At 69.3% G+C, this 23,846-nt stretch carries 23 protein-coding genes; 15 read left to right on the forward strand and 8 right to left on the reverse strand.

Annotated features, from left to right (window positions below):
- Positions 1–229 precede the first annotated feature (229 nt).
- Positions 230–874, forward strand: coding sequence for an alpha-ketoglutarate-dependent dioxygenase AlkB (locus tag AB0E69_RS09610; protein WP_360142138.1), 645 nt, complete (start codon positions 230–232; stop codon positions 872–874).
- Between the two features lie 5 nt (positions 875–879).
- On the opposite strand, the gene AB0E69_RS09615 is transcribed toward AB0E69_RS09610, so the two are convergent.
- Positions 880–1,326, reverse strand: coding sequence for a hypothetical protein (locus AB0E69_RS09615; protein ID WP_360142140.1), 447 nt, complete (start codon positions 1,324–1,326; stop codon positions 880–882).
- 854 nt (positions 1,327–2,180) lie between these two features.
- Between AB0E69_RS09615 and AB0E69_RS09620 the strand changes: the two genes are divergently transcribed.
- From AB0E69_RS09620 to AB0E69_RS09650, 7 genes are all read left to right on the forward strand, one after another.
- On the forward strand, positions 2,181–3,434 hold the full coding sequence (locus AB0E69_RS09620; protein WP_360142142.1) for an MFS transporter: 1,254 nt from the start codon (positions 2,181–2,183) through the stop codon (positions 3,432–3,434).
- Positions 3,434–4,072, forward strand: coding sequence for a pyridoxamine 5'-phosphate oxidase family protein (locus AB0E69_RS09625; protein WP_360142144.1), 639 nt, complete (start codon positions 3,434–3,436; stop codon positions 4,070–4,072). The genes AB0E69_RS09620 and AB0E69_RS09625 overlap by 1 nt, the downstream gene beginning before the upstream one ends.
- 78 nt (positions 4,073–4,150) lie before the next feature.
- Entirely contained in the window at positions 4,151–5,290 is a 1,140-nt protein-coding gene (locus AB0E69_RS09630) for a sensor histidine kinase (protein ID WP_360142146.1), read from the forward strand.
- Between the two features lie 108 nt (positions 5,291–5,398).
- Entirely contained in the window at positions 5,399–6,313 is a 915-nt protein-coding gene (locus AB0E69_RS09635) for an ATP-binding cassette domain-containing protein (RefSeq protein ID WP_360142148.1), read from the forward strand.
- Positions 6,310–7,074 (forward strand): ABC transporter permease, encoded by a 765-nt coding sequence (locus AB0E69_RS09640; RefSeq protein WP_360142150.1) that lies wholly within the window; start codon positions 6,310–6,312, stop codon positions 7,072–7,074. Before AB0E69_RS09635 ends, AB0E69_RS09640 begins: the two co-directional genes overlap by 4 nt.
- 13 nt (positions 7,075–7,087) lie before the next feature.
- Entirely contained in the window at positions 7,088–7,759 is a 672-nt protein-coding gene (locus AB0E69_RS09645) for a response regulator transcription factor (protein WP_360142152.1), read from the forward strand.
- Positions 7,756–9,204, forward strand: coding sequence for a HAMP domain-containing sensor histidine kinase (locus tag AB0E69_RS09650; protein WP_360142154.1), 1,449 nt, complete (start codon positions 7,756–7,758; stop codon positions 9,202–9,204). The genes AB0E69_RS09645 and AB0E69_RS09650 overlap by 4 nt, the downstream gene beginning before the upstream one ends.
- Here AB0E69_RS09650 and AB0E69_RS09655 read toward each other — a convergent pair.
- Positions 9,148–10,359 carry an alpha-hydroxy acid oxidase gene (locus tag AB0E69_RS09655; protein ID WP_360142156.1) on the reverse strand — a complete coding sequence of 404 codons (1,212 nt, stop codon included), beginning with the start codon at positions 10,357–10,359 and terminating at the stop codon, positions 9,148–9,150. The genes AB0E69_RS09650 and AB0E69_RS09655 overlap by 57 nt on opposite strands.
- 96 nt (positions 10,360–10,455) lie before the next feature.
- Here AB0E69_RS09655 and AB0E69_RS09660 point away from each other — a divergent pair, with 96 nt between their 5' ends.
- Complete coding sequence (locus tag AB0E69_RS09660) at positions 10,456–11,232, forward strand: FCD domain-containing protein (RefSeq protein WP_360142158.1); 777 nt, start codon at positions 10,456–10,458, stop codon at positions 11,230–11,232.
- Here AB0E69_RS09660 and AB0E69_RS09665 read toward each other — a convergent pair.
- Positions 11,140–11,721, reverse strand: coding sequence for a DUF6069 family protein (locus AB0E69_RS09665; RefSeq protein WP_360142160.1), 582 nt, complete (start codon positions 11,719–11,721; stop codon positions 11,140–11,142). The two genes, AB0E69_RS09660 and AB0E69_RS09665, sit on opposite strands and share 93 nt — an antisense overlap.
- 130 nt (positions 11,722–11,851) lie before the next feature.
- Here AB0E69_RS09665 and AB0E69_RS09670 point away from each other — a divergent pair, with 130 nt between their 5' ends.
- The 5 genes from AB0E69_RS09670 (at position 11,852) to AB0E69_RS09690 (ending at position 16,241) form a co-directional block, all read left to right on the forward strand.
- Complete coding sequence (locus tag AB0E69_RS09670) at positions 11,852–13,006, forward strand: histidine kinase (protein ID WP_360142161.1); 1,155 nt, start codon at positions 11,852–11,854, stop codon at positions 13,004–13,006.
- The gene (locus AB0E69_RS09675; RefSeq protein WP_360142163.1) at positions 12,999–13,655 is read left to right on the forward strand and encodes a response regulator transcription factor; all 657 of its coding nucleotides are present in this window, start codon (positions 12,999–13,001) and stop codon (positions 13,653–13,655) included. Before AB0E69_RS09670 ends, AB0E69_RS09675 begins: the two co-directional genes overlap by 8 nt.
- An 88-nt stretch (positions 13,656–13,743) precedes the next feature.
- A complete protein-coding gene (locus AB0E69_RS09680; RefSeq protein WP_360142165.1) occupies positions 13,744–14,409 on the forward strand; it encodes a response regulator transcription factor in 666 nt (221 codons plus the stop codon).
- A gap of 97 nt (positions 14,410–14,506) precedes the next feature.
- The gene (locus tag AB0E69_RS09685; protein ID WP_360142167.1) at positions 14,507–15,406 is read left to right on the forward strand and encodes an ABC transporter ATP-binding protein; all 900 of its coding nucleotides are present in this window, start codon (positions 14,507–14,509) and stop codon (positions 15,404–15,406) included.
- Positions 15,396–16,241 (forward strand): ABC transporter permease, encoded by an 846-nt coding sequence (locus AB0E69_RS09690; RefSeq protein ID WP_360142169.1) that lies wholly within the window; start codon positions 15,396–15,398, stop codon positions 16,239–16,241. Before AB0E69_RS09685 ends, AB0E69_RS09690 begins: the two co-directional genes overlap by 11 nt.
- Before the next feature lie 29 nt (positions 16,242–16,270).
- Here AB0E69_RS09690 and AB0E69_RS09695 read toward each other — a convergent pair whose 3' ends face one another.
- On the reverse strand, positions 16,271–17,128 hold the full coding sequence (locus tag AB0E69_RS09695; protein ID WP_360142171.1) for an aminoglycoside phosphotransferase family protein: 858 nt from the start codon (positions 17,126–17,128) through the stop codon (positions 16,271–16,273).
- A gap of 368 nt (positions 17,129–17,496) precedes the next feature.
- On the opposite strand from AB0E69_RS09695, the gene AB0E69_RS09700 reads away from it, so the two are divergent.
- Positions 17,497–17,916, forward strand: a complete 420-nt coding sequence (locus tag AB0E69_RS09700; RefSeq protein WP_360142173.1) for an ester cyclase — start codon at positions 17,497–17,499, stop codon at positions 17,914–17,916.
- Positions 17,917–18,476: 560 nt separating this feature from the next.
- On the opposite strand, the gene AB0E69_RS09705 is transcribed toward AB0E69_RS09700, so the two are convergent.
- The 4 genes from AB0E69_RS09705 to AB0E69_RS09720 are packed head-to-tail and all read right to left on the reverse strand — an operon-like array spanning position 18,477 to position 23,813.
- Entirely contained in the window at positions 18,477–19,745 is a 1,269-nt protein-coding gene (locus tag AB0E69_RS09705) for a glycoside hydrolase family 125 protein (RefSeq protein ID WP_360142175.1), read from the reverse strand.
- A gap of 7 nt (positions 19,746–19,752) precedes the next feature.
- Positions 19,753–21,006, reverse strand: a complete 1,254-nt coding sequence (locus tag AB0E69_RS09710) for an ROK family transcriptional regulator (protein ID WP_360142177.1) — start codon at positions 21,004–21,006, stop codon at positions 19,753–19,755.
- A gap of 13 nt (positions 21,007–21,019) precedes the next feature.
- The gene (locus tag AB0E69_RS09715; RefSeq protein WP_360142179.1) at positions 21,020–22,585 is read right to left on the reverse strand and encodes a hypothetical protein; all 1,566 of its coding nucleotides are present in this window, start codon (positions 22,583–22,585) and stop codon (positions 21,020–21,022) included.
- A gap of 13 nt (positions 22,586–22,598) precedes the next feature.
- A complete protein-coding gene (locus tag AB0E69_RS09720) occupies positions 22,599–23,813 on the reverse strand; it encodes a cysteine desulfurase-like protein (protein ID WP_360142181.1) in 1,215 nt (404 codons plus the stop codon).
- Between the last annotated feature and the right edge of the window lie 33 nt (positions 23,814–23,846).

Consider the following 23,846-nt stretch of genomic DNA (forward strand, 5'->3'; position numbering starts at 1 on the left):
AAAGATTGCGTCAATCTGGGCGACCGAAGTGACACGACCGCTCATCGGCAGATCCGGAAGGACATGCCTTGCACGCCGGGCCGAAGAAGTGTCACCACCAAGCGCCCCGGAAGCGTCACCGATGTCCTGATATAGATTCGTCACCGATGTCCTGAGACATGACAACGAGGTCCTCCCGACCGCCCGGCGCAGGGGAACAGGCGTTCGAATGTCGGGGTATGGTGGGGGTATGGGTGCTGGACTTCAGGGCTCGTTGCTGGATGCGTTCGCGGATCCGGCGTTGGGGTCGTTGGACGGAATCGCGCGGACCGAGCTCGGGCGCGGGGCCTGGATCGACGTGCTGCCGGGGTGGTTGACCGGGGCCGATCAAGTGTTCGAGCGGCTGGCGCGGGACGTGCCATGGCAGGCGGAGCGGCGGCAGATGTACGACCGGGTGGTCGACGTACCGCGGTTGCTCTGCTTCTACGGGGAGAACGTCGAGCTCCCGTTGCCAATCCTGGACGAGGCCCGCGACGCGTTGAGCGCGCACTACAAAGGCGAGTTGGGTGAGCAGTTCCGGACCGCAGGGCTCTGCTACTACCGGGACGGCCGTGACAGCGTCGCCTGGCACGGCGACCGGATCGGGCGCGGGAACAGCGAGGACACGATGGTCGCCATCCTCTCGGTCGGCGAGCCGCGGGTGCTCGCGCTCCGGCCACGGCCCGGTGGCACCAGCGGTCCGGTGGCGTCGACGATTCGCTACCCGCTCGGCCATGGCGACCTGATCGTCATGGGCGGCTCCTGCCAGCGCACCTGGGAACACGCCATCCCGAAGGCCTCCGGCCGGATCGGCCCGCGGATCAGCATCCAGTTCCGCCCGCGGGGCGTCCGCTAGCCCGCTCATGCGGCGATCGCAGGTGCGTCGAGGGACGGCTGGTAGATACCGTCGCGGGCGGCGATGTAGAACCCGAGGAGACGGGTGTTGGTCGACCGGCAGATAGTCATGCTCGCGACAGCCCACTCGTAGTCGAGCTCAGGCCGCCGAGCCGGACCTGGACGCCCCAAGGCGAGCACCAGCCCTGTCCCAGGAGCGGTATGCACCGCCGGGATGATCGGCTCCAGCGCGGAACTGCACGCCTCCCCCGCATCCAGCCTCGCCCCGAACCCGGCCGGCAGGTCGATGGTCAGAGCCGCCCGGTAGTGGTCATCGGGATCACAGAGCAGAACGGTAAAGGTGCCGCGCTGACGATCCCCAAGGCTGACCATCAGGTCAACAACATCGGCCGCAACGGCAGAATCGGTAAGTGGCTGATCGGTCCAGGACGAAGGCAGTTGTTGGAAGCTCATGCCTGTAAATGTGCCGCGATCCCACCCCCCAATCCGACTTATCCACAACCCAAAACCACCACACCACCCGACTGCTTGCCCACCTTCCTCGGCGCGCCAATTGACGGCCGCACACCGCGCAGCGGTGACCTTCCCGCAGAGCAGTCCCTCCCCAACCAGCGAGCTGACGCGGCACCTCCACCCCCTGACCACGCCAGCTCACGCCAACCAGCCGCAGACGTCACCACGAGACGCGCATCCGCTGAAGGCGCCAACAGACAGCCACCGCAGCGGTGACCTTTCCCGCAGGCCAACCCTCGCAGGAGTACCGGGCCGGCGCCGGACCCCCACCCACCACGTCAGCTCGCGCCAACCACCTGCGGGCATCACCACCAGACGCACCCGCCGAAGGCGCCAACAGACAGCCACCGCGCAGCGGTGACCTCTCCCGCCGACTAACCCTCGCGGGAGCACCGGGCCGGCGCCGGACCCACTGACCACATCAGCTCGCGCCAACCACCTCCGGGCGTGACCAGGAGATGCGCACCCGCCGGAGGCGGCAACAGAACAGCCACCGCGAAGCGGTGACCTTTCCCGCGGACACATCAGCTCGCGCCAGTACCTCAGGGCGTGACCAGGAGACGCGCACCCGCCGAAGGCGGCAATAGAACAGCCGCGGCGAAGCCGCGTCCTTTGCGGGCGGTGACCTTTGCGGGCGGTGACCTTTGCGGGCGGTGACCTTTGCGGGCGGTGACCTTTGCGGGCGGTGACCTTTGCGGGCGGTGAGCTTTGCGGTGAGGGAGCAGCAAGTGGCCCATCATTTCGAGTGGTCAATGGATCTCACTGGTGGGCCGTTGGGCGGTTAGGGTCGGGGCATGAGCAGACTTGGGAATGTGCTTCCGCCGGCGGGGGCGCCGCGGGATCTTGCGATGGCGCAGGTGGCCAACTCGGTGGGGGACGGAGCGTTCGTCGTCACCTCGGCGTTGTTCTTCACCCGGGTCGTCGGGCTCTCCACGGCGCAGGTCGGGCTCGGGCTGACCATCGCCTGGCTGGTGGGTTTCCTGGCCGGCGTCCCGCTCGGCAACCTGGCTGACCGGCGGGGCGCGCGGGGGGTCGCCGTGCTGCTGGCGCTCACCACCGCGACCGGAGTCGGTGCGTTCCTGTTCGTCCGCAGCTTCCCGCTGTTCCTGGTCGCTGCCATCGTCTACGCGTGCAGCCAGACCGGACTGACCGCGGCCCGGCAGGCGCTCCTGGCCGCGCTCGTGCAGCCGGCCGAGCGCACTCGGATCCGCGCGTTCCTCCAGTCCACGGTCAACGCCGGTCTCGCGGTCGGCGCGCTGCTCGGTGGTATCGCGCTCCGCTTCGACACGGAAACGGCGTACCTGATCGTCTTCGGCATCGACGCGCTCAGCTTCCTGATCGCCGCCGCGCTGATCCGCAAGGTCCCCCGGGTCGCGATCAGCATCCGCGTCCAGGGCGAGCCGCGGCTCGCGGTCCTGCGCGACCGCCCGTACGCCGTACTCGCGCTGCTCAACGCGATCATGCTGCTCTTCATGCCGCTGATCAGCCTGATCGGCCCGCTCTGGATCGTCACCCGGACCAACGCGCCCAGCTGGGTCGTCGCCTCGCTGATGATCGTCAACACGATCGGCGTCGCGTTCTTCCAGGTGCGGGTCGCCAAGCGCGTCACCGACCTCCGCAGCGCCAGCCGCTCGGTCCGGTACGCCGGAGTCGCGATGCTCGCCGCCTGCGCCGTATTCGCGCTCACCGCCGCCCACCTGAGCCCCGTCGCCGCAGCCGCGACACTCGTCCTCGCCGCCGCGCTCCTCACTCTCGGCGAGATGAAGCTGGCCTCCGGCGCCTGGGAGATCAGCTTCGGACTGGCCCCCGCCGACAAGCAGGGCCAGTACCAAGGATTCTTCGGCTCCGGCCCCGCGATCGCCAGGATGCTCGGCCCCGCGCTGCTCACCACCGTCGTCCTCGGCTGGGGCCCGATCGGCTGGATCCTGGTCGGGGCCCTGTTCCTGGGGACCAGTTGTGCGACTGGTCCCGCCGTACGATGGGCAGCGCGGACGAGGGCCGTCAACGAGGACGCCACGCCGCCGCTGGTAGAGGAGAACGCCGCCTGATGGAGATCCCCGGACTGGTCGAGATCACGACGTACGACGAACTCCGCGAGGTCGTCCCGGAGCCGCTCGCGGCGGCCGCCGGCAAGACCCGCAAGGAACTGCACGACCTGGACCGGCAGTGGCTGGCGGCGTCGCCGTTCTGCCTGATCGCCACGTCCGCCGCGGACGGCAGCTGCGACGTCTCCCCCAAGGGCGACCCGGCCGGCTTCACCAAGGTCTTCGACGGCTCCACGATCGCCATCCCGGAGCGCGCCGGGAACCGCCGCGTCGACGGCTTCGGCAACATCCTCTCCAACCCGCACGTGGGCCTGATCTACTTCCTCCCCGGCCGCGGCGACACGCTGCGGATCAACGGCCGCGCCCGGATCGTCCGGGAGGCGCCGTTCTTCGACGAGATGGTGGTCAAGGGCAACCGCCCACAGCTGGCCCTGCTGGTCGAGATCGACGAGATCTTCCACCACTGTTCGAAGGCGTTCCTGCGCTCGAAGCTGTGGAACCCGGAGACCTGGGACCCGGAGGCAGTGCCGAGCCGGCCGCGGATCTCGAAGGCGCTGGAGCGGCAGGACGCCGACCTGGCCGAGCTTGAGCAGTACTACGGCAAGGCGTACGAAGAGAAGATCTACCAGGTCAAGTACTGACATACCGCAGCGGGAGCAGGCCGAAGTACTCCGTGGCGACGATGACACTCGCGCCGCGGCGCTCTACGGTTTCGTACTGTGAGCACGACTGAGCCGACCACCACACCGACCTTCGGGGATCGGGCGCGGCGGATCGCGCTGCCGCTGTTCATCTCGGTGATCGCGGTGGTCGGGTCGATCGGTGCGTCGCACAACGAGGTCGCCCGGCGGCCGGCGGACTGGTTCATGATCCTGCTGATCCTGAAGGGCTCGATCGCGCTCTACTGGCTGCGGACCCACCCGGTCCCGGTGCTCTGGATCACGGTCGTCTCGACGCTCGTCTACATGCTGATGGGGTACGCGTACGGGCCGGTCATCTTCGCCTTCGTGATCGCGGTGTTCACCACGATCCGGATGGGCCACCGCCTCGCCGGCTGGTCCGCTCTGACCGGCCTGTACATCGGCCACGTCGGCGGGCGGATGGTGCTCGGCCTCAACGCGCTCGGCGTCTACCAGATCCTCCTCGTCGGCACGTGCTTCGTCGTCCTCGGCTTCATCGCCGAGCTCTTCAGAGCCCAACGCGACCGGGTCATGGCCGCGGCGCGCACCCGGCAAGAGGAGGAGCTGCGCCGGGCCGACCAGGAGCGGCTGCGGATCGCGCAGGAGCTGCACGACGTCGTGGCGCACCACATCTCGCTCATCAACGTCCAGGCGGCGACCGCACTGCACCTGGTCGACCGACAGCCCGAGCAGGCCGCTCCGGCGCTCGCAGCGATCAAGGACGCAAGCAAAGAGGCACTGGTCGAGCTCCGCTCCATCGTCGGCATCCTGCGGCAGCCAGAGGAGGATGCGCCGCGCCAACCGGTCACTGGCCTCGACAACCTCGACCACCTGGTCAGCCGGACCTCCAGGGCCGGGTTGGCCGTGCACAAGGTCATCCACGGCGACCCCCGTCCGTTGCCAGCCGGCCTGGACCGAGCCGCGTTCCGCATCATCCAGGAGTCGCTCACCAACGTGGTCCGGCACGCGAAGGCCACCTCGGCCACTGTCAGGATCCAGTACGGCGAACAAGCGCTCGTGCTGCAGGTCGACGACGACGGCGAGTGCCTGGCCGCGCCGCCAACGGAGGGCAACGGCATCTCCGGCATGCGCGAGCGCGCGACCGCGCTCGGCGGCACCCTGACCGCGAGCCGCACCCCGTCCGGTGGCCTCCGGATCGTGGCGACGCTGCCGCTGTAGGTTTCCTGTGAGTCCTGGCCGCCGGAGACGACGAACAGGCGGGTGCCTCACAGAGTTCTCCCAGAACCTCACTCCGGACGCTCAGACCAGCAGTTCAGGCTCTGGAGCATGACCACCATCGAAGTCCGCGGGCTGACCAAGCGGTACGGCCCGGATCTCGTCGTCGACGACCTGTCCTTCACCGTCGAGCCCGGCCAGGTGACCGGGTTCCTCGGCCCGAACGGCGCGGGCAAGTCCACGACCATGAAGATGATCATCGGCCTGGCCGCCCCGACCAGCGGCACGGTCGCCGTCGGCGGCCGCCGGTACGCCGATCTGAAAGTCCCGCTCACCGAGGTCGGCGCGCTGCTCGACGCCGGCGCGGTCCACGGCGGGCGGACGGCGTACCACCACCTGCTGGCGCTTGCCCTGAGCAACGGTCTGCCGAAGCGCCGGGTCGGCGAGGTGCTGGCGCGGACGGGCCTGGAGAGCGTGGCCGGGAAACGCGCCGGCGGATTCTCGCTCGGGATGCGGCAGCGGCTCGGGATCGCCGCCGCGCTGCTCGGCGATCCCCGGATCCTGATCTTCGACGAGCCCGTGAACGGCCTGGACCCGGAGGGCATCCGCTGGATCCGCGACTTCATGCGATCGCTGGCCGCCGAGGGCCGCGCGGTCCTGGTCTCCAGCCACCTGATGAGCGAGATGGCGCAGACCGCGGACCACCTGGTCGTGATCGGCCGCGGCCGGCTGATCGCCGACACCGGGATCGCCGAGCTGATGCACGCCGGCGGCGAGGGAACGGTGCTCGTCCGGACTCCCGAACCGGCGTCGTTCGCCCGGCAGCTGACCACGGCCGGCGCGGTGGTGAGAGACGGCGTAGAGCGCTCTCTGGTCGTTTCCGGGCTGTCCAGCGCGGAGATCGGCAAACTCGCGGCGTACCACGGGATCGCGCTGGTCGAGCTCACGCCGCAGCGGGCGTCGCTCGAGGACGCGTTCATGGAGCTGACGAAGAACAGCATCGACTACCACGGAGCGGCGGCATGAACGCGATCCGGGCGGAGTGGGTCAAGCTCCGCAGCCTGCGCTCGACCTGGTACACCCTGGGCACACTTCTCGTGCTCGGACTCGGGATCACCACGTTGACGATGAGCTCGATGCACAGGCAGTACTTCGAGGCGTCACCGGCGGACCGGGCCGCGTGGGACCCGACCGGGCAGAGCCTCAAGACGTACATCGTCGCGCAGCTCGTGGTCGGCGTCCTCGGGATCCTGATCGTCACGTCGGAGTTCGCGACCGGCCTGATCCAGACCACGCTGGCGGCCAACCCCCGCCGGAGCCGGTTGCTGGCGGCAAAGTCCCTGGTGGCCACTGTGGTCGCCGCGGCGGCCGGGCAGCTGCTGATGTTCGCCGCGTTCCTGCTCGGCCAGGCGGTCCTCGCCGCTCAGGACGTGCCGTCCGCGAGTCTTGGCGATCCCGGCGTATTCTCCGCTGTGATCGGCGGCGGGCTGTACCTGTCCGCGATCGCCTTGCTGGCGCTGGGTCTGGGCGCGATCATGCGAGCAACAGCAGGCGCGCTCGCGACGCTGGTCGGGATCGTGTTCCTCGTTCCCGCGCTCTCTGGCCTGTTTCCGTCCTGGCTGCACGGGGTGCTCGCGTGCTGGCCGACGCTCGGAGCGGCCGCGATCTTCAACACCATCCCGGACCCGGCATACCCGCACCCGTGGCTCAACCTGGGCGGGTTGTGGCTGGGCGTTCTCGCCGTCCTCGCGGCCGCGTTCTTCGTGTTCCGGAAACGCGACGTCTGACATTCTGGCGACCATGACCCGGCTGCTCGTGGTGGACGACGAGGCGACCGTGCGCGAGCTGCTGTCCGCGACGCTGCGGTTCGCCGGCTTCGAGGTGACGTCCGCGGCCACCGCCACCGAGGCGGTCGCCGCGGCTGTCGCGGAGCCACCTGACCTCGTGCTGCTCGACGTGATGCTGCCGGACCTGGACGGCTTCGAGGTGGTACGCCGATTGCGGGACCAGCGGGCCGAAGTACCCGTCCTCTTCCTGACCGCCCGCGATCGCCAGGCCGACAAGATCACCGGCTTGTCTCTCGGCGCGGACGACTACGTGACCAAGCCGTTCGACCTGGAGGAGCTGATCGCCCGGATCCGCGCGATCCTGCGCCGTACCTCCGGGCACCGCAACGACGTACTGACCGTCGGCCCGCTCACGCTCGATGCCGAGGGCCACCAACTGACCAAGGCCGGACAGGCGTTGCGCCTCTCCCCCACCGAGTTCCGGCTGCTGCACTACCTGATGGAGAACGCGGGCCGGGTGGTCTCGAAGGGCCAGATCCTCGACCGCGTCTGGCGCTACGACTTCAACGGAGACACGAGCATCGTGGACACCTATATCTCGTACCTGCGCCGCAAGGTCGACGACGCGGACCCCAAACTCATCCACACCGTGCATGGTGTCGGCTACGTGATGCGGAAACCATGAGCCTGCGCGCCCGGCTTCTGCTGCTGACCACCGCGCTGCTGCTGGCCGGTCTCAGCCTGATCAGTGCGGTCGTCTCGAACCAGCTCGAGGGCTACCAGCTCAGTCGGCTCGACTCGCAGCTGAGGTCGTTCACCGAGATCATCTCCGGCGTCGCCCCGGCCGGACCGGACAAGAAGGCGCCGGCACAGCCCCAGCTGCTCGATCCGGCGCTCGACCTGATCGGTACGCCGTACCTCGCCTACCTGGACGCGAACGGCAAGATCATCGGCACTCTGCAATCGTCCCGCGTCGACGCCGCCACGTTCCCGACCGCGGACTCGCTTCGGACGTTGCCGCGCGACGGGTCGGCCGCAGTATTGCCCGCGTCCAACGGCGACGGACGCTGGCGGGCGGTGGCGCGGCCGTCCACCGGTCGACCGGGGACTGTGGTCGCCGCGGCGCCGCTGGCTGAGGTCGACGCGACCATTGCCAAGCTGCGGACCAGCAGTCTGGTGTCGGGCGCAGTGCTGCTCATCCTGCTGACTGGCGTTGGATGGTGGGCGCTGGGACGCGGGCTGCGCCCGTTGCGGCGGGTGGAGAGTACGGCGGCGGCGATCGCGGAGGGGGATCTCAGTCAGCGGGTGCCGGGGCTGGCGGCTCCCAAGACCGAGATCGGGCACCTGGCGGCCTCGCTCAACACAATGCTCGGGCAGTTGGAGCAGGCGTTCGCGGATCGGTCGGCAGCCGAGACGCGGATGCGGGCGTTTCTCTCGGACGTCAGTCATGAGCTGCGGACGCCGCTGGTCGGGATCAAGGGGTCGACCGAGCTGTACCGGATGGGTGGGTCGACTGTCGACGAGGCGATGGGGCGGATCGATCGCGAGGCGACTCGTTTGACCGCGTTGACCGAGGATCTGCTGTTGCTGGCGCAGCTGGACGAGGCGCCGGAGGGGCAGCTCGACCCGGCGCCGATGGATCTCCGGACGATCGCCAACGACGCCCGCCACGATCTCAAGGCGCTGGATCCGTCGCGGCGGATTACTTTGACCGGCCTCGATGCCGACGACCCGCCGGGGCCCGCTCCCGTGATCGGTGACGAGGATCGGCTGCGGCAGGTGGTCACCAATCTCGTCGGGAACGCGGTCGCGCACACGCCAGCGGGTACGGCGGTGCGGATCGGGGTGGGTGTGGAGGACGGATGCGCCGTACTGGAGATCGCCGACGACGGCCCTGGAATGACCGAAGAGCAGGCCGCGCGCGTGTTCGACCGCTTCTACAGGGCCGACCGGTCCCGTGCTGGGGCGAGCACGGGACTTGGGTTGGCGATTGCGCGGTCGATCGCGCGGGCGCACGGCGGGGACGTCGTACTGCGGACCGCCCTCGGGAAGGGCTCGACGTTCGGGCTGGTGCTAGGGCAGGCGGACGTGGGACGGGTTGAGGTCGGCGACGCGGGAGACGCCGAGTAGCGCCATCGTCCGCCGTACCTCCTTGGTCAGGATCTCCGCGGCGCGGGCCACGCCGCGCTGACCGCCGGCCATCAGGCCGTACAGGTACGCGCGGCCGACCAGGCAGGCATCCGCACCCAGCGCGAGCGAAGCGACGATGTCCGCGCCGGACATGATCCCGGTGTCGAGGTAGATCTCCGCGTCGGTGCCGATCGCCTTGCGGACGTCAGGGAGGATCCGCAGCGGCGTCGGCGCCCGGTCGAGCTGGCGGCCGCCATGGTTCGACAGCACGATCGCGTCGGCGCCCGCGTCGACCACGCGCCGGGCGTCGTCGACAGTCTGGATGCCCTTGACGATCAGCGGTCCGTCCCAGATCGAGCGCAGCCAGTTGAGGTCGTCGATCGTCATCGTCGGGTCGAACAGCTTGTCCAGCAGATCCGCGACCGTCCCTTGCCACGTGGACAGCGACGCGAACGTCAGCGGCCGGGTGGTCAGCAGATTGGCCCACCACGCCGGGTGCATCGACGCGTCCAGCACGGTCTTCGCGGTCAGCGTCGGCGGGATCGTGAACCCGTTGCGTACGTCGCGCAGCCGCGCACCCGCGACCGGTACGTCGACGGTCAGCATCAGCGCCTCGTACCCGGCGGCAGCCGACCGCTTCACCAGGTCCTCACCGGCGTCGCGGTCCTTCCACACGTACAGCTGGAACCACTTGCGCGCGTCCGGAGCGGCCGCCGCGACGTCCTCGATCGAGGTGGTGCCCATCGTGGACAGCGCGTACGGGATGCCGAGCTGCTCGGCGACCTTCACCACCGCGCTCTCGCCCTCGTGGTTCATCATCCGGGTGAACCCGGTCGGCGCGAACGCGAACGGCAGCTCCGAGCGGCCGCCGAGGATCGACGTACCGAGGTCGATGTCGGCGACGTTGCGCAGGATGGACGGCTGCAGCTCCATTTCGGCGAACAGGCGGCGGGCCCGGTGCAGGCTGATCTCCGCCTCGGCCGCGCCGTCGGTGTAGTCGAACACCGAGCGCGGTGTCCGGCGCTTCGCGATCCGGCGCAGGTCGGCGATGGTGAGCGCCTTCTCCAGCCGGCGGTCGGTGGCGTTCACCGTGATCGGCTTGGCCCGCAGCAGCGGCTTCAGCTCGGACCATTTGGGCAGCTGTCGATCGGTCATCGGGGTACTCCGGGCCGGGGTGGACTGTGTGGTCGGACCACAGCCTACCCTGTGGTCCGACCACACAGGTAGAGTCGTCCGCATGGAGAGCTGCGGGTGAAGAACTACGAGCTGGTTCTGCATCGAGTGGAGGCCGACCTGGCCGCCGGGCGGTTGCGGATCGGCGGCCGGTTGCCGGGTGAGCGGGCGCTGGCCGAGCAGCTGGGGATCAGCCGGCCGTCGGTGCGCGAGGCGGTCCGGGTGCTCGAGGCGATGGGCGTCGTCCGGACCGCGACCGGGTCCGGGCCGGAGGCGGGCGCCGTGATCGTGGCCGAGCCGGTGTCGCCGCTGACCGCCGTACTGCGGTTGCACCTGGCAACGAACCATCTGCCGATCGGGGATGTCGTGCAGACGCGCATCCTGCTCGAGTCGTGGTCGGCGCGAGAGGCGGCCGGTCGGGCGCCGGCGCCGGGCTCGTTGAAGGTTGCGGAGGATCTGCTGGAGCAGATGGATGCTCTGGGGCTGTCGCCGGAGGCGTTTCATCTGCTCGACGCGGAGTTTCATGTCGCGTTGTCGGGGCTGGCGGGGAACGTGCTGATCGCCGCGGTGATGGCGTCGTTGCGGTCGGCGATTCATGAGTACGTGCTGGCCGCCGTACCTAATCTGCCGGACTGGGAGGCGACGGCGGTCGGGCTGCGGGCCGAGCACCGCGCGATCCTGGCGGCAGTGCGGGGTGGTGAGCCGGAGCGCGCGGCCGGGTTGGTGGCCGCGCACATCCGGGGGTTCTACCAGGCCGCTCAGTTAGCACCGTTCGCGGGCGGCGGCGGTGCGGCGGAGTCCGATGATGACGGTGGCGCCGACGAGCAGGTGGAGCCCGGCGAGGCCCAGCTTTGAGTCCAGACCGATTCCACGGTCGATCGGGCTGCTGGTGGACGTGAGGCAGACGATCGTGGCGACGACGGTCCAGATGTCGCGGGCATTGCGAGTACGACGCTCCAGAATCGCCAGCAGCCCCCACCCGGCAAACGCAGCAACCACCGCAGCAACGAAAACGCTGACCGCACCGATGTGCACAACCGTCCCCTGCTGAACCCGCAGGTCGACCCCCGCGACCGGCTCAAGAACCACCCAACCAGCCAGAGCACTGGCCGCGGCCGCCCCAACCACTACCAACCGCAAGCCACCGGACACCCGCCCACGAAACAACCCGCCTCCCGAGGAGGCTGACGCATCCGAGGTGGCGGGGCGGGAGTCTGGGTAGTGAGTGGTCTCGGCGGAGCGGGTGTCCGTCGAGCGGGTGGTGTCCGTCGGGCGGGTGGTTGTGGGGTGGGTGGTGTCCGTCGGGCGGGTGGTTGTGGGGTGGGGGTTCTGGTGGGTGGTCATTGGGTCTCCCTGGCTTGTGGTGTGGGGATAGCGTCGGGGAGGAGCGGACCCACGGGCATCGGTCGGGTGGCTGGAGGGGTTCTACTTTGGTTGGTGGTTGGGGAGAGCGGGGCGGCTTAGGGTCGGCGGCATGGAGGAGATTTGTGAGCCGCGGAGGCCGGACGTGCGGGCTGTTGCCGCGTCGACGGTCGCGGTGGGGGTTTTGACCGCGACGACGATCGTCGGGCGCTGGTCCGATCAGGCGCACCACAAGTGGTTGTGGCTCGACCTCGTGGTCGGCCTGCTCTCGGTGGGCCTGATTCCGGTGCTCGTCCGCCGCCCGGTGCACAGCGCGGTCGCACTAGCGGCCCTGGCCGCGCTCTCCCCCGCGGGTACGCCGGCCTCCACGGTCGGCACCCTGACCGTCGCACTCCGCCGCCCCCTCCGCACCGCGGTCCTCGTCGCGCTCGCGGGCACCGTCGGTCACCTGATCCAAGGCATCTGGCAACCGATCCACGGCCTCCCCTACCTCTGGTTCGCAGTCCTCGACGTCGCCGTCCACGCCGCCCTGCTCGGCTGGGGCCAAGGCACCCAATCCCGCCAGCAACTGCTCGAATCCCTCCGCGAACGCGCCCACCGCGCCGAGGCCGAGCAGGGCCGCCGTGTCGCCGAAGCCCGCACCCTCGAGCGCACCAAGATGGCCCGCGAGATGCACGACGTCCTCGCTCACCGCCTCTCGCTGCTCGCGACGTACGCCGGCGCCCTCGAGTACCGCCCGGACTCGTCCCCGGAGCGTCTCGCTAAGGCGGCCGGCGTGATCCGTACCGGCGTACACCAAGCCCTCGACGAGCTGCGCGAGGTGATCAGCGTCCTGCGCGACACCGACATCGACGAACTGCCCGGCGGCCGTCCCCAGCCGACGTTCGCCGACCTCGCGGCGCTGGTCGAGGAGTCGCGCGAGGCCGGTACGACGGTCACGTACGACGACCGCGTGTCCGACGCCACGTCGTTGCCGCCGGCAACCGGACGAACGGCGTACCGGGTCATGCAGGAAGGCCTGACGAACGCTCGCAAGCACGCCGCCGGTTACCCGGTGACGGTGACTGTGACCGGGCAACCCGGTAGCGGGCTGTGGATCGAGCTGACCAACCCGGCGTCCAACGGGACCCCGCTCACGCCCGGCAGCGGAACCGGGCTGGTCGGGCTGACCGAGCGGGTGCAGCTCGCCGGCGGCACTCTGGACCACGGCCGGCAGCCCGGTGGCGGGTTCCGGCTGCAGGCCTCGCTACCGTGGCCGCATGAATGAGCAGATCATCCGGGTGCTGGTCGTGGACGACGACGCGTTGGTCCGGGCCAGCCTGGAGATGATGCTCGATGGCGCGAACGGGATCTCCGTGGTCGGCCAGGCCGCCGACGGCGCCGAAGTACCGGCGGCCGTGGACGCGCACTTCCCCGACGTCGTGCTGATGGACCTGCGGATGCCGCGGGTGGACGGGATCGTCGCGACGCAGCGGGTCCGGGCGCGGACCAACCCGCCGGAGGTCGTCGTACTCACCACATTCGACACCGACGAGAACGTGCTGCACGCGTTGCGCGCCGGAGCGAGCGGGTTCCTGCTGAAGGACACGCCGCCGGCGCAGATCGTCGACGCGGTACGGCGGGTCGCGGCCGGGGATCCGATCCTGTCGCCGGCGATCACCCGGCGGCTGATGGACAAGGCGGCGACGCAGGCCGATGCGCACACGATCGCACAGGAGTCGTTGAAGCGGCTGTCACCGCGGGAGTACGACGTGATGCTCGCGGTCGCGCAGGGCAAGGCGAACGCGCAGATCGCCGCCGAGCTGTACATGAGCCTGGCGACGGTGAAGGCGCACATCTCGCACATCCTCACCAAGCTCGAGCTCGGCAACCGGACCCAGATCGCCCTCCTGGCCCACGACGCCGGCCTGGCCTGAGCTTGCCGACGCGGACCGACCTGGACGCGCAGCGCTGGCCGAGCCGAGTGCGCGCTGCTGGCCTGAGTGATGCCTTAGCGTGGGGCGCATGATCAGGGTGCTGCTGGCGGACGACCAGGCGTTGGTGCGGGCCGGGTTCCGGTCGTTGCTGAACGCCGAGGACGACATCACGGTGGTCGGCGAGGTCTCCGACGGCGCCCAGGCGGTCGCCGCGGCACGGGCCGAGAAGCCCGATGTGGTGCTGATGGACATCCGGATGCCGGGGACGGACGGTCTGGACGCGACGCGGCAGATCGGCGCGGACCCGGAGCTCGCCGGCGTACACGTGGTGATCCTGACGACCTTCGACCTGGACGAGTACGTCTTCGAGGCGCTGCGGGTCGGGGCGAGCGGGTTCCTGGTGAAGGACACCGAGCCGGTCGAGCTGCTGCAGGCCGTCCGGGTGGTCGCCCGCGGCGACGCGCTCCTCTCTCCCGGCGTTACGCGCCGCCTGGTCGCCGAGTTCGCCTCCCGCAGCCGCCAGCCGCACGCCAGCAAAGAGCTCGACGTCCTCACCGAACGCGAGAAGGAGATCGTCGCGCTCGTCGGCGAAGGCCTGTCCAACGACGAGATCGCCGAGCGCTTGGTCCTGAGCCCAGCGACCGCGAAGACCCACGTCAGCCGAGCCATGATCAAACTCGGCGTCCGCGACCGCGCGCAACTGGTCGTCGTCGCCTACCAGACCGGCCTGGTCCGCCCCGGCTGGCTGGGCTGACTACTCCACCGGGGTCGGCGAGTACTCCGGGGGCGGTAGGTGCGGTCACTCCCCCGAGGCGACGCGGTGGGAGGGTGCTGAAAGCCACGCTCTAGGTATGGATGCGCTTGTAGAAGTCAGCGGATTGACGAAGAGGTACGGCGACACCGTGGCGGTCGATGGTGTCGATCTGAAGGTGCTGCCGGGTGAGGTCTACGGGTTCCTCGGGCCGAACGGAGCAGGGAAGACCACGACGCTCCGGATCCTGACCGGGCTGATCGCGCCGACCAGCGGCGACGTACGGGTGCTGGGCGGGCGGCCCGGACAGGCCGACGTACTCGGCCGGACCGGGTCGATGATCGAGTCGCCCGCGTTCTACCCGTACCTGTCCGGGCTGGACAATCTGCGGCTGCTGGCGGAGTACGCCGACGTGCCGCGGCTGCGGATCGACGACGTACTCGAGCTCGTCGACCTCGCGGATCGGGCCCGCGACCGGTTCTCGACGTACTCCCTGGGGATGAAGCAACGGCTCGGTGTCGCGGCCGCGCTGCTCAAGGACCCCGAGCTGGTCATCCTCGACGAGCCGACCAACGGGCTCGACCCGGCCGGTATGCGCGACATGCGCCGGCTGATCCGCGAGCTCGGGACCAGCGGGCAGACCGTGCTGCTGTCGAGTCACCTGCTCGGCGAGGTGCAGCAGATCTGCGATCGGGTCGGGATCATCAACGCCGGCCGGATGGTTGCCGAGCACAACGTCGAGGAACTGCGCGGCGAGCAGGAGCTCGTCGTCCGCGCCACCCCGAAGGACAAGGCCCAGGCGATCCTGACCCGGTTCGGCAGCGTGCACCAGTACGACGACACGCTGCGGGTGAAGGTGGCGCCGGACCGGGCCGCCGAGGTGAACCGGGTCCTGGTCGAGGCCGGGATCGCCGTCTCCGAACTGCACAGCACCGAGCGAGCCCTGGAAGACATCTTCTTCGAGCTCACCACCAACGAGGAGACGGCTCATGTTGGGTAGCTACCGCGCCGAGCTGCTGAAGCTGCGCAAACGATCCGCGGTCTGGGTGCTCTTCGGCGCCGGGCTGGTGCTGAGCCTGATCTTCGGCTACCTGCTGCCGTACCTCGGGTACGCGACCGGCGACGACAACCCGGAGACGACCGGCGTACCGCGCAGCGAGATCCTGCACGGGATGCTGCCGGAACGCGTGCTGGACAACACGATCGGCGGATACCCGATCTTCGCCGGCGCGCTGGCCCTGGTGCTCGGCGCGATCGTGATCGGCGGCGAGTACAACTGGGGCACGCTCAAGACGGTGCTGACCCAGCGTCCCGGTCGCGGCACCGTTCTCGGCGCCCAGTTCCTTGCCCTCGGCACCATGATCGTGCTCTGGGTGCTCGGCATCTTCACCGCCTGCATGCTCTGCAGCGTCGGCATCGCCGCCGCGGAGGACGGGTCGATGGCATGGCCAACGATCGGTGCACTGCTGAAGGGCCTGGCGGGCGGCTGGCTGGTGCTGATGATGTGGTGCCTGGCCGGCGCTGTCCTGGCCGTTGCCTTCCGCAACGTTGCGCTGCCGATCGGGCTCGGCGTGGTGTGGATCCTCGGCATCGAGACGCTACTCGCCGGCGTCGTCAGCAGCCTGCTCCCCAGCCTCAAGTGGCTCGCAAACCTCCTCCCCGGCACCAACGCCGGCTCCCTGGTGTTCGCCGTCACCGGCATGTCCACCACCGACGCACCCCCCGGCGTACGAGACGCCGTCACCGGAACCCGAGCCCTGCTCACCCTGCTGGTCTACTGCGCCACATTCGCCGCCGTAGCCACCTGGACCACCCGCCACCGCGACGTCACTTGACTCACGGTTTGCTGCCACTGGCGCGGCTCCTAGGTGCTCTCCACCCGCTTCACCACTGCGTCCAATGTCGGCCACGGAGGTCCTTCTCGCAGAATCCGCAGCAATTCCTCACCGAACTGGCGCCCGTTGGGGAACTGGTCCCCGCGATCCCACCGCCACACAGCAACCATCGCAAGCACCAACTGCCGACAGTCGTCCAGCAACGCCTGATCCACACCCCGGTAGTGCTCACACACAGCCTCCGGCACATGCGCCAGATCAAACTCCACCGGCCCGCGACAACAGGTCTCGAAGTCGATGAACAACGGACCGTGCGTCGTGCCGAGCAAGTTCCCCGGATGCGGCTCCCCGTGCAACAACTGCTCCGCGACCCCACGCCCCTCGATCGCTTCCCGCAGGTCCCTCAGCCGACCACCCAGAAACACCCGATCCGCCGCCGTCAGCTCCGGCGAAAGCTCCACCTCGGCGACGATCTTCTGAGCCTCCGCGACCCGATCCGTAAATCGCGGACTCGTCAGCTCCACCTTCCGCATACCGTCGTGCAGGCGCTCCAACGCCCGGGCGTACTCAACCGGCTCAACCTCTGATGCGACCGGCTCGTAGTACTCCCACAGCGTCACCACAAACCCGTCCCGCCGATAAACCTCGGCACTCCACGGCCGAGCCACGGGCGCCCGAATCTCCCCCAACTCCCGCGCGAGCTGTACCTCGAACTCCGCAACCTCCTCCCCCTCCGGAGCCACCCGAGCAAACACCCCACCCGGCACCAACCGCAGAGCCAACTTGTTCGAGTTGTGCAGCACCACCGCGTCCTCAACCACCACGCCAACCGACGCAGCAATCGCCCCCGCAGTCGCAACAGCCCGCGAAACCTCAAAAGCCTCCATGATCCCCGGAGGCTACCCTCGCACCCGCCCCCTGTCCTTCACATTTAGTGCCACCGATCGCCGAGTCAGCCTTCCTGGCCAGCCGACTCTTAACCCGTGCTTGTTCACCAGCTGAGCAGACTCTTGCTGAGATTCACCCTCGCCCCTGGGACGGAACCGCCTCCTGTGCGCGCCATAACCAGCCTGGTACTCCAGCCGTAGTTCGTGATCTGGGACGTGGCGGTCGGCAATGTCCCCGGCTGGTGGCGGGCTGTCGCCCGCAGGCTCACCTGGTGGTAGCCCGTGATCGACTTCGCGAGCAAGGCCCACAGGTCGCACTCCGGCGGCGCGACTTCCCCGCGGTGCGGACGAGTGATATCGAGAGGGGCATGAACCTCTCTGAGAACAAGGCGGTCGTACAGGAGTTGGACGAGCTCGGCAACGGCACAGGTGACCTGTCCCGCCTCGACGCGCTCTGCACCCCGGACCTCGTCAACCACGCGCTCGCCCCACACATGCCCCCGGGCATCGAGGGCACCAGGCAGTTCTTGACCGCGGCAGGCCGCGCTCGCCACCCCGGCCGTTGGGTGGAGTCGTTCGTTGTCGCCGAGGATGACATGGTCGTGCAGTTCGGCACGCGCGAACTGCACTGGCCCGGCGGCGCATTCCGCGGCTTCGACCTGGCCGAGGGCGTCTGCACCCGAGACGTCGCATTCGCCTACCGCCTCCGCAACGCCCGAATCGCCGAACGCTGGGCAATCCGAGACGACCTCACAATGCTCCACCAACTCGGCGGCCTCCATCAGTAACCCCCAAAGCAGCACCCGCGCCGTCTCCCGGGTGCCGGGTGCGGTGGTTCCTGCTTCCCTTGCTGGCCGGGCTGCCGCGGATCAACTGTTGAACGACCGCCGAGCATGCCGACGAGGCGTCGCCGGATGGCATGCAGCACCAGCCGGCACGGTCGGTCTGGAGCGCCGAGGCGGTGTCTACCTCGTCTACGCCGCTGAGAGACCGGGCACGCGTTCATCGACCGGGCTGTGTGTCTGCCGCAGTCGTGGACCACAGACCCCGATCGTTGCCGTGCTGCGGGAGTGCCCGCCGAGGTCAGGTTCGCCACCAATCGACGCTCGCGCGGGAGATGATCACCCGGGCGTTCGACGCCTGTATCCCAGCGTCGTAGGTGGCCGGCGATGAGGTCTACGGCGCCGAACCCGAGCCCGCGAGTGCCACCACCGCCAACGACAGCCCCACTCACCTGATCACGAACTAGGGCTGGAGTACTAGGGCGGCCACGTGACTGCTACTGGCGGATACCGCGCGACCCAGCCACGCACCAACCATATATCCTTGTTCTTTTCTCTGTTCTTTTCTACTTGATGCCGGCGTGGACGAGGGCTAGTTCGCAGAACATGGCGTTGGCCCAGGAGAACCATTCGCGGGTGTAGTGGGTGGGGTCGTCGACGTCGAAGCCTTCGTGCATGAGGCCGGTGCCGCCGGTGGTGTCGCGGAGGAGTTCGAGCAAAGCTTGGCGTTCTTCGGCGGAGGTGCTGGTGATGCCTTGGACGGCCAGGGCTATGTGCCAGATATAGCGCGGAGGCGTGTGCGGGCTGCCGATACCGGAGGCCGCTGAACCGCTGTAGTAGTAGGGGTTCTCGGGGCTCAACAGCAGCGCGCGCGTGGCCAGGTACGTCGGGTCGTCCGGTGCCGCGTAGCCGGTCAGCGGGATCCCCAACAGGCTTGGCATGTTCGCGTCGTCCATCAGCAACGTCCCGCCCATTCCGTCGACCTCGTAGGCATACACCCGCCCGTGCACCGGGTGATCGACCACGGCGTACTGCGCGATGCCCTCGTCGATATCCGCCTTCAACGCCTTCGCACGATCGGCCAGCGACGGGTCGCGTAGTACCTCGGTCGCGATCTCCTCCAAATAGCCGAGCACGACCGACGCGAACATGTTGCCCGGCACGTTGAAGCCGAGCTCGGTCGCGTCATCAGAAGGACGGAACGCGCTCCACGACATCCCCGTCGGCCGGGTCAACTGCCCGCGCCCCTCCCGCACCAGCGTGTCCGACGGCCGGTCGTCCAGTCGCTGGAAGCGGTACGGCGACTTCGCCTCGTGGTCCTGCTCCACGGTCCACAGCTCGACGATCGCCTCTGCCGCGGCCCGGTACCGTTCGTCGATCACGTCCGCGCGACCGGTGATCCGCCACAGCCGGTACGCCAGCTCGAGCGGGAAGCACAGCGAGTCGATCTCGTACTTCCGCTCCCACACCCACGGCGACATCTCGGTCTCGTCGGTGACGTGGCCCGCACCGTTCGGCGACTTGTTGAAGGCGTTCGCGTAGGGATCGAGGACGACGTACGACAGCTGCCGGTGCAGTACGCCGATCAGCACGTCCTGCAGACCCGGATCGTCCTTGCACAGCAGCAGGTACGGCCGGAGCTGCGCCGCGGAGTCGCGCAGCCACATCGCCGGGATGTCGCCGGTGAGTACGAACGTGGTCCCGTCCGGCTGCCGCTCGGCGACCGCGGGCAGGTTCTCGGCCATCGAGCGCCGGAACATCTCCGCGATCACCGCGTCGCCGCCGGCCCGCTGGACGGCCTCCGTCGCGCGGGCCAGGACCTCGGGGTCGATCATCAACACATCACCTTTCACCGACGAGCGCGCTGCTCTGCATCAATACGGAAGGATTCGGGGAGAACGTCTGGTCCAGGACCAGGCTGGCCGCGCCGATCGCGCCGACATCGGCACCGAGCGACGTCCCGGCGACCTCGAACGGATGCACCGCCCGGACCAGGAACCGGCCGTCCAGCGCCTTCCGGACCACGTCGACGAAGGTCGGTGCGAGCTGCTCCCAGTGCGGACCGCCGAAGACGACGCGATCGAGGTCGAGCAGGTTCGCGATGTCCTCGACGACCTTGGCGATTCGCTCGGCCAGCGCGGCCACGATCTCCCGCGCCAGCCCGGGCCCGGCGGCAGCCTGTGCGCACAACCCGGCGAACGCGACGTCCACCGCCTGCCGATCGTCGATATCGATGCCTTGGGCAATCACTCCGGCGTGCACCGCCTGTTGCACCAAGTATCGCGGCTGGCTGGTCTCCCCCACGCAGCCACGCCGGCCGCAGTAACAGACCGGCCCGTCCGGGTCGACGATCACGTGCCCGATCTCGCCGACGTTGCTGGACGCACCCCGAACGACCTCGTCGGCGATCACCAGCCCGGCGCCCACGCCGGTCCCGAGGTAGAAGAACACGAAGCTTCCGCCCTGCCCGGCCCACTTCTCCGCCGAGGCCGCAGCGGTCACGTCCTTGTCGAGGACGGTCGGCAGACCGGTCCGCTCCCGCAGCTCGTCGCGCAGCGGCACGAGGTGCCAGGCGGCCAGGTTCGGCGGGTCGACGACGACCCCGCGCTCGACATCGATCGGACCGGGCGCAGCGATGCCCACCCCGGTGACCCGGTCCCGCGGCGCACCAGATTCCAGCAGGACGTCCTCGATCGTCGCCGCGATGGCATCGATCAGTACGTCGGGCTTGTCCGCGTCCTCGATCAGCATCCGCCGGCGCGCGACGGCCTCGCCGGTGAGGTCGAGCAGTACGACGGTGACGACGGCCGGATCCAGATGCACGCCGACGGCGTACTGCCCGGCGGGCTCGAGCTCGAGCAGGGTCCGCGGTTTGCCGATCCCGGCACCGCGCAGCCGCCCGGCCTCGCGGACCAGCCCGGCGTCGAGCAGCCGGCGGGCGATGTTGGAGATGGCCTGGCCGGAGAGCCCGGTCGCCTCCGCGAGCTCGACCCGGCTCAGCTGCTCGCTGCGGCGGATCGCGTCCAGCACGACCGCGTCGTTGAAACCGCCGACCCGGTCCAGATTGGTGCCGCGGCGACCTGGACGAACTGTCACACCCTGCCCCCAGTCAGTTGATCGGGTCCGCACCCCACGGACGTGACCAGTCGTAGTGGATGGTCTCGCCGCCCGCTCGCCATGCGTTGGGTGTGGTGTTCTCGAGCCAGTCGAGCGGCTCGATCCCGGGCGCCTCACCGCCACTGAGCGCCAACCGTATACCGTCGCGCAGAGCCCTGTCCGACCGCTGGGTCCGTGCCTTTGGATCGATCGAGACGAACAAAGCCGTACCGGATCGGGCGATCAGCTGCAGAAACCGTTCGTTGAGCTCCCACGGCGTCTCCTGCGTACACGGCACGCAGTCCGCGTCCACGGTGAAGAACCGGCCGTGCTGCGGGAGCCGGAACGCGAGCGTGTTCACGCCCATCTTCCGGGTCCGCTCCCAGTCCCGGCCGGAGGTGTCGTCGCCGCTCCGCTGGACGTCGACCAGCCCGGCCGCTAGGTGGCCGACGGTGTTGCAGCCGATCACTACGGCGTCGGTCGCGTCCCGGATCACGCGGTAGAGGTCAAGGATCACTTCGGCTGTCGTCCGGGTGTTGTCGTGCAGCTGCCAGCCGTCGCCCGTGAGGCGAGAACCCATCGCTGGTCCGAAGCGTCCGAAGACGTCGAAGGTGCTGAAGTCGTGCTTCACGAGTTCGAATCCCCAGGACTGAAAGCGCTGGAGGTCGGCGCGGATCCCATCAAGCACCTCGGGGTACGTCGGGTCGAGCGCGCGGCCCGCGGCGTCGTGCGGGACCGCGGACGCCCGCGGCGACGGCTCGCGGACGAAGAGCGGGCGGAACCACAGGCCCGGGCGTGCGCCGAGCGACTTGATCGTGGCCGCCGTGCCGGCCAGGTCGTCGAAGACGCCCGGGATACCGCGGTCCCACGGGCCGCCGGAGCAGACTCCACCCGGGTACCAGCCGTCGTCGACGACGCTGAACGGCTTGACCGGGTGCCCGTCGGCGAGTTCGACGACGGTGGCGGCGTCCTGGAGGACCGCCTTCTCGTCGAAGTTCTCGCCGTACGCGTAGTACCAGTTATTAGCCCCGACTACCGGCGCGGGCTCAGGTCGCTCCGGTAGCCGGGTGCTCAGAGAGGCGACCGCTGCGTTGAGGGTCTGCCAGGGTGTACCGGCGTCTTTGAAGGGTCGCACACTCGCCGCGACGAGCGTCCGGCCGGCCAGCCGGGTCGGGCCGCCGCCGTTGCGGAGGTCGAGCCAGAGCGTGTAGCCGTCCGCATCGACGGTCCAGGAGCAGAAGGCATTCGGCTGCACGTCCACGCCGGCGCCGGTCGTCGTACCGGTGGCCGGGTCGTGGGCGAGGAAGTACCACGGCAGGAGACGGTCGGGTTGCTGGTGGCGCCACTGCAGGTCGCCGTACGAGCGTTCCCAGGCGTCACCGAGGATGAGCGCACCGGGCGGGAGTCGTTCGGACCAGCGGAGTGCGACGCGGGCGACAGCGTCGGCGGTGACCTCGACCGTGCCGTCGGCCCAGGCGATCTCGATACCCCTGGCGGACCAGGTCGCGCCGGTGCGGGGAGCGCTCGTCAGTCCGTCCGAGAGGTCCGTCTGGACGAAGACCGCGCTCGGTTCTCTCATTTCCCCACAGACTTTACTTATTCACCGCCAGCGTGGTCAAGGCGTCCACCAGGCGGTCGACATCGGACTGGTCGACGTACGGCGCGAGGCCGGCGCGGACCGCTCCGGCCGGGCCGAGGCCCAGGTGGCGAGCGGGTTCGTAGGCGTAGAACGAACCGGCGGGCGCGTTGACGCCCGCGGCTGCAAGGTGCGCGGCAACTGCGGCCGGCTCGTGGCCCTCGAGCCGGAACAGCAGGGTCGGCGTGCGATGTGCCGCGTGCCCGTAGAGCGTGACCCCGGGGATCGCGGCCAGCCGAGCCTCCAGATCGTCGCGCAGGCCGTCCTCGTACTCCTCGACCAGCTTCAGCGAGCTCAGGAGCCGCTCCCGACGGGTATCACCGCGACCGCCGAGGCCGGCGAGGCCGGCGAGGCCGGCGAGGAAGTCGACCGCCGCGGTCGTCCCGGCCAGCAACTCGTACGGCAGCGTGCCGAACTCGAACCGCTCCGGTACGACGTTCGTCGACGGCATCAGCTTGTCCGGCGTCAGCGTCTCGAGCAGCTCCGGCTTGGCGGTCAGCGCGCCGAGGTGCGGGCCGAAGAACTTGTACGGCGAGCAGACGTAGAAGTCGGCGTACGACGCATCGACCGGCGCGTGCGCGGTGAGGTGGACGCCGTCGACGTAGATCAACGCGCCGGCCGCGTGGACCTGCTCGGCGATCGCCTCGGTGTCCGGCCGTGTGCCGAGCAGGTTGGAGGCGCCGGTCACCGCGACCAACCGGGTGCGGTCGGACAGCAGCGGCGCGATGTCGTCCAGCTCGGAGGTCTGCGGTTCGAAGCTGAGCCACTTGATGGTCGCGCCGGCCGCCTCGGCGGCCTGGACCCAGGGGCGGACGTTCGCGTCGTGGTCGAGACGCGAGACGATCACCTCGTCGCCGGTCGACCAGGACTTGGCGAGCGTCCGGGAGAAGTCGTACGTCAGCTGGGTCATGCTGCGGCCGAAGACGACGCCCTGCGCGGTGGTCCCGAACAGGTCGGCCATCGCCTGCCGGGCGTTGACGACGATCTCGTCGGCGCGGCGCTCCGCCGGGGTGAGCTGCCCGCGGTTCGCGAGGGCCGAGGTCATGGTCTTCGCAACGGCGTCGGCGACCACCTGCGGGGTTTGCGACCCGCCGGGACCGTCGAAGTGCGCCGCTCCTTCCTCGAGTGCGGGGAACTGCTTCCGGACCGCCACCACGTCGAAGGCACTCATGACCGTCATCCTCTCTCGCCCCTGACGGTCGTC

It is taken from the genome of Kribbella sp. NPDC026611 (assembly GCF_040638345.1).
In the GTDB taxonomy this organism is placed as follows: domain Bacteria; phylum Actinomycetota; class Actinomycetes; order Propionibacteriales; family Kribbellaceae; genus Kribbella.

What these genes read in the sequence shown, in the direction of transcription:
- AB0E69_RS09610 (WP_360142138.1), top strand. Translation starts at nt 230, where the DNA reads ATGGGTGCTGGACTTCAGGGCTCGTTGCTGGATGCGTTCGCGGATCCG.
- AB0E69_RS09615 (WP_360142140.1), bottom strand. Translation starts at nt 1,326, where the DNA reads ATGAGCTTCCAACAACTGCCTTCGTCCTGGACCGATCAGCCACTTACC.
- AB0E69_RS09620 (WP_360142142.1), top strand. Translation starts at nt 2,181, where the DNA reads ATGAGCAGACTTGGGAATGTGCTTCCGCCGGCGGGGGCGCCGCGGGAT.
- AB0E69_RS09625 (WP_360142144.1), top strand. Translation starts at nt 3,434, where the DNA reads ATGGAGATCCCCGGACTGGTCGAGATCACGACGTACGACGAACTCCGC.
- AB0E69_RS09635 (WP_360142148.1), top strand. Translation starts at nt 5,399, where the DNA reads ATGACCACCATCGAAGTCCGCGGGCTGACCAAGCGGTACGGCCCGGAT.
- AB0E69_RS09640 (WP_360142150.1), top strand. Translation starts at nt 6,310, where the DNA reads ATGAACGCGATCCGGGCGGAGTGGGTCAAGCTCCGCAGCCTGCGCTCG.
- AB0E69_RS09645 (WP_360142152.1), top strand. Translation starts at nt 7,088, where the DNA reads ATGACCCGGCTGCTCGTGGTGGACGACGAGGCGACCGTGCGCGAGCTG.
- AB0E69_RS09650 (WP_360142154.1), top strand. Translation starts at nt 7,756, where the DNA reads ATGAGCCTGCGCGCCCGGCTTCTGCTGCTGACCACCGCGCTGCTGCTG.
- AB0E69_RS09655 (WP_360142156.1), bottom strand. Translation starts at nt 10,359, where the DNA reads ATGACCGATCGACAGCTGCCCAAATGGTCCGAGCTGAAGCCGCTGCTG.
- AB0E69_RS09665 (WP_360142160.1), bottom strand. Translation starts at nt 11,721, where the DNA reads ATGACCACCCACCAGAACCCCCACCCCACAACCACCCGCCCGACGGAC.
- AB0E69_RS09670 (WP_360142161.1), top strand. Translation starts at nt 11,852, where the DNA reads ATGGAGGAGATTTGTGAGCCGCGGAGGCCGGACGTGCGGGCTGTTGCC.
- AB0E69_RS09675 (WP_360142163.1), top strand. Translation starts at nt 12,999, where the DNA reads ATGAATGAGCAGATCATCCGGGTGCTGGTCGTGGACGACGACGCGTTG.
- AB0E69_RS09680 (WP_360142165.1), top strand. Translation starts at nt 13,744, where the DNA reads ATGATCAGGGTGCTGCTGGCGGACGACCAGGCGTTGGTGCGGGCCGGG.
- AB0E69_RS09685 (WP_360142167.1), top strand. Translation starts at nt 14,507, where the DNA reads ATGGATGCGCTTGTAGAAGTCAGCGGATTGACGAAGAGGTACGGCGAC.
- AB0E69_RS09690 (WP_360142169.1), top strand. Translation starts at nt 15,396, where the DNA reads ATGTTGGGTAGCTACCGCGCCGAGCTGCTGAAGCTGCGCAAACGATCC.
- AB0E69_RS09695 (WP_360142171.1), bottom strand. Translation starts at nt 17,128, where the DNA reads ATGGAGGCTTTTGAGGTTTCGCGGGCTGTTGCGACTGCGGGGGCGATT.
- AB0E69_RS09700 (WP_360142173.1), top strand. Translation starts at nt 17,497, where the DNA reads ATGAACCTCTCTGAGAACAAGGCGGTCGTACAGGAGTTGGACGAGCTC.
- AB0E69_RS09705 (WP_360142175.1), bottom strand. Translation starts at nt 19,745, where the DNA reads ATGATCGACCCCGAGGTCCTGGCCCGCGCGACGGAGGCCGTCCAGCGG.
- AB0E69_RS09715 (WP_360142179.1), bottom strand. Translation starts at nt 22,585, where the DNA reads ATGAGAGAACCGAGCGCGGTCTTCGTCCAGACGGACCTCTCGGACGGA.
- AB0E69_RS09720 (WP_360142181.1), bottom strand. Translation starts at nt 23,813, where the DNA reads ATGAGTGCCTTCGACGTGGTGGCGGTCCGGAAGCAGTTCCCCGCACTC.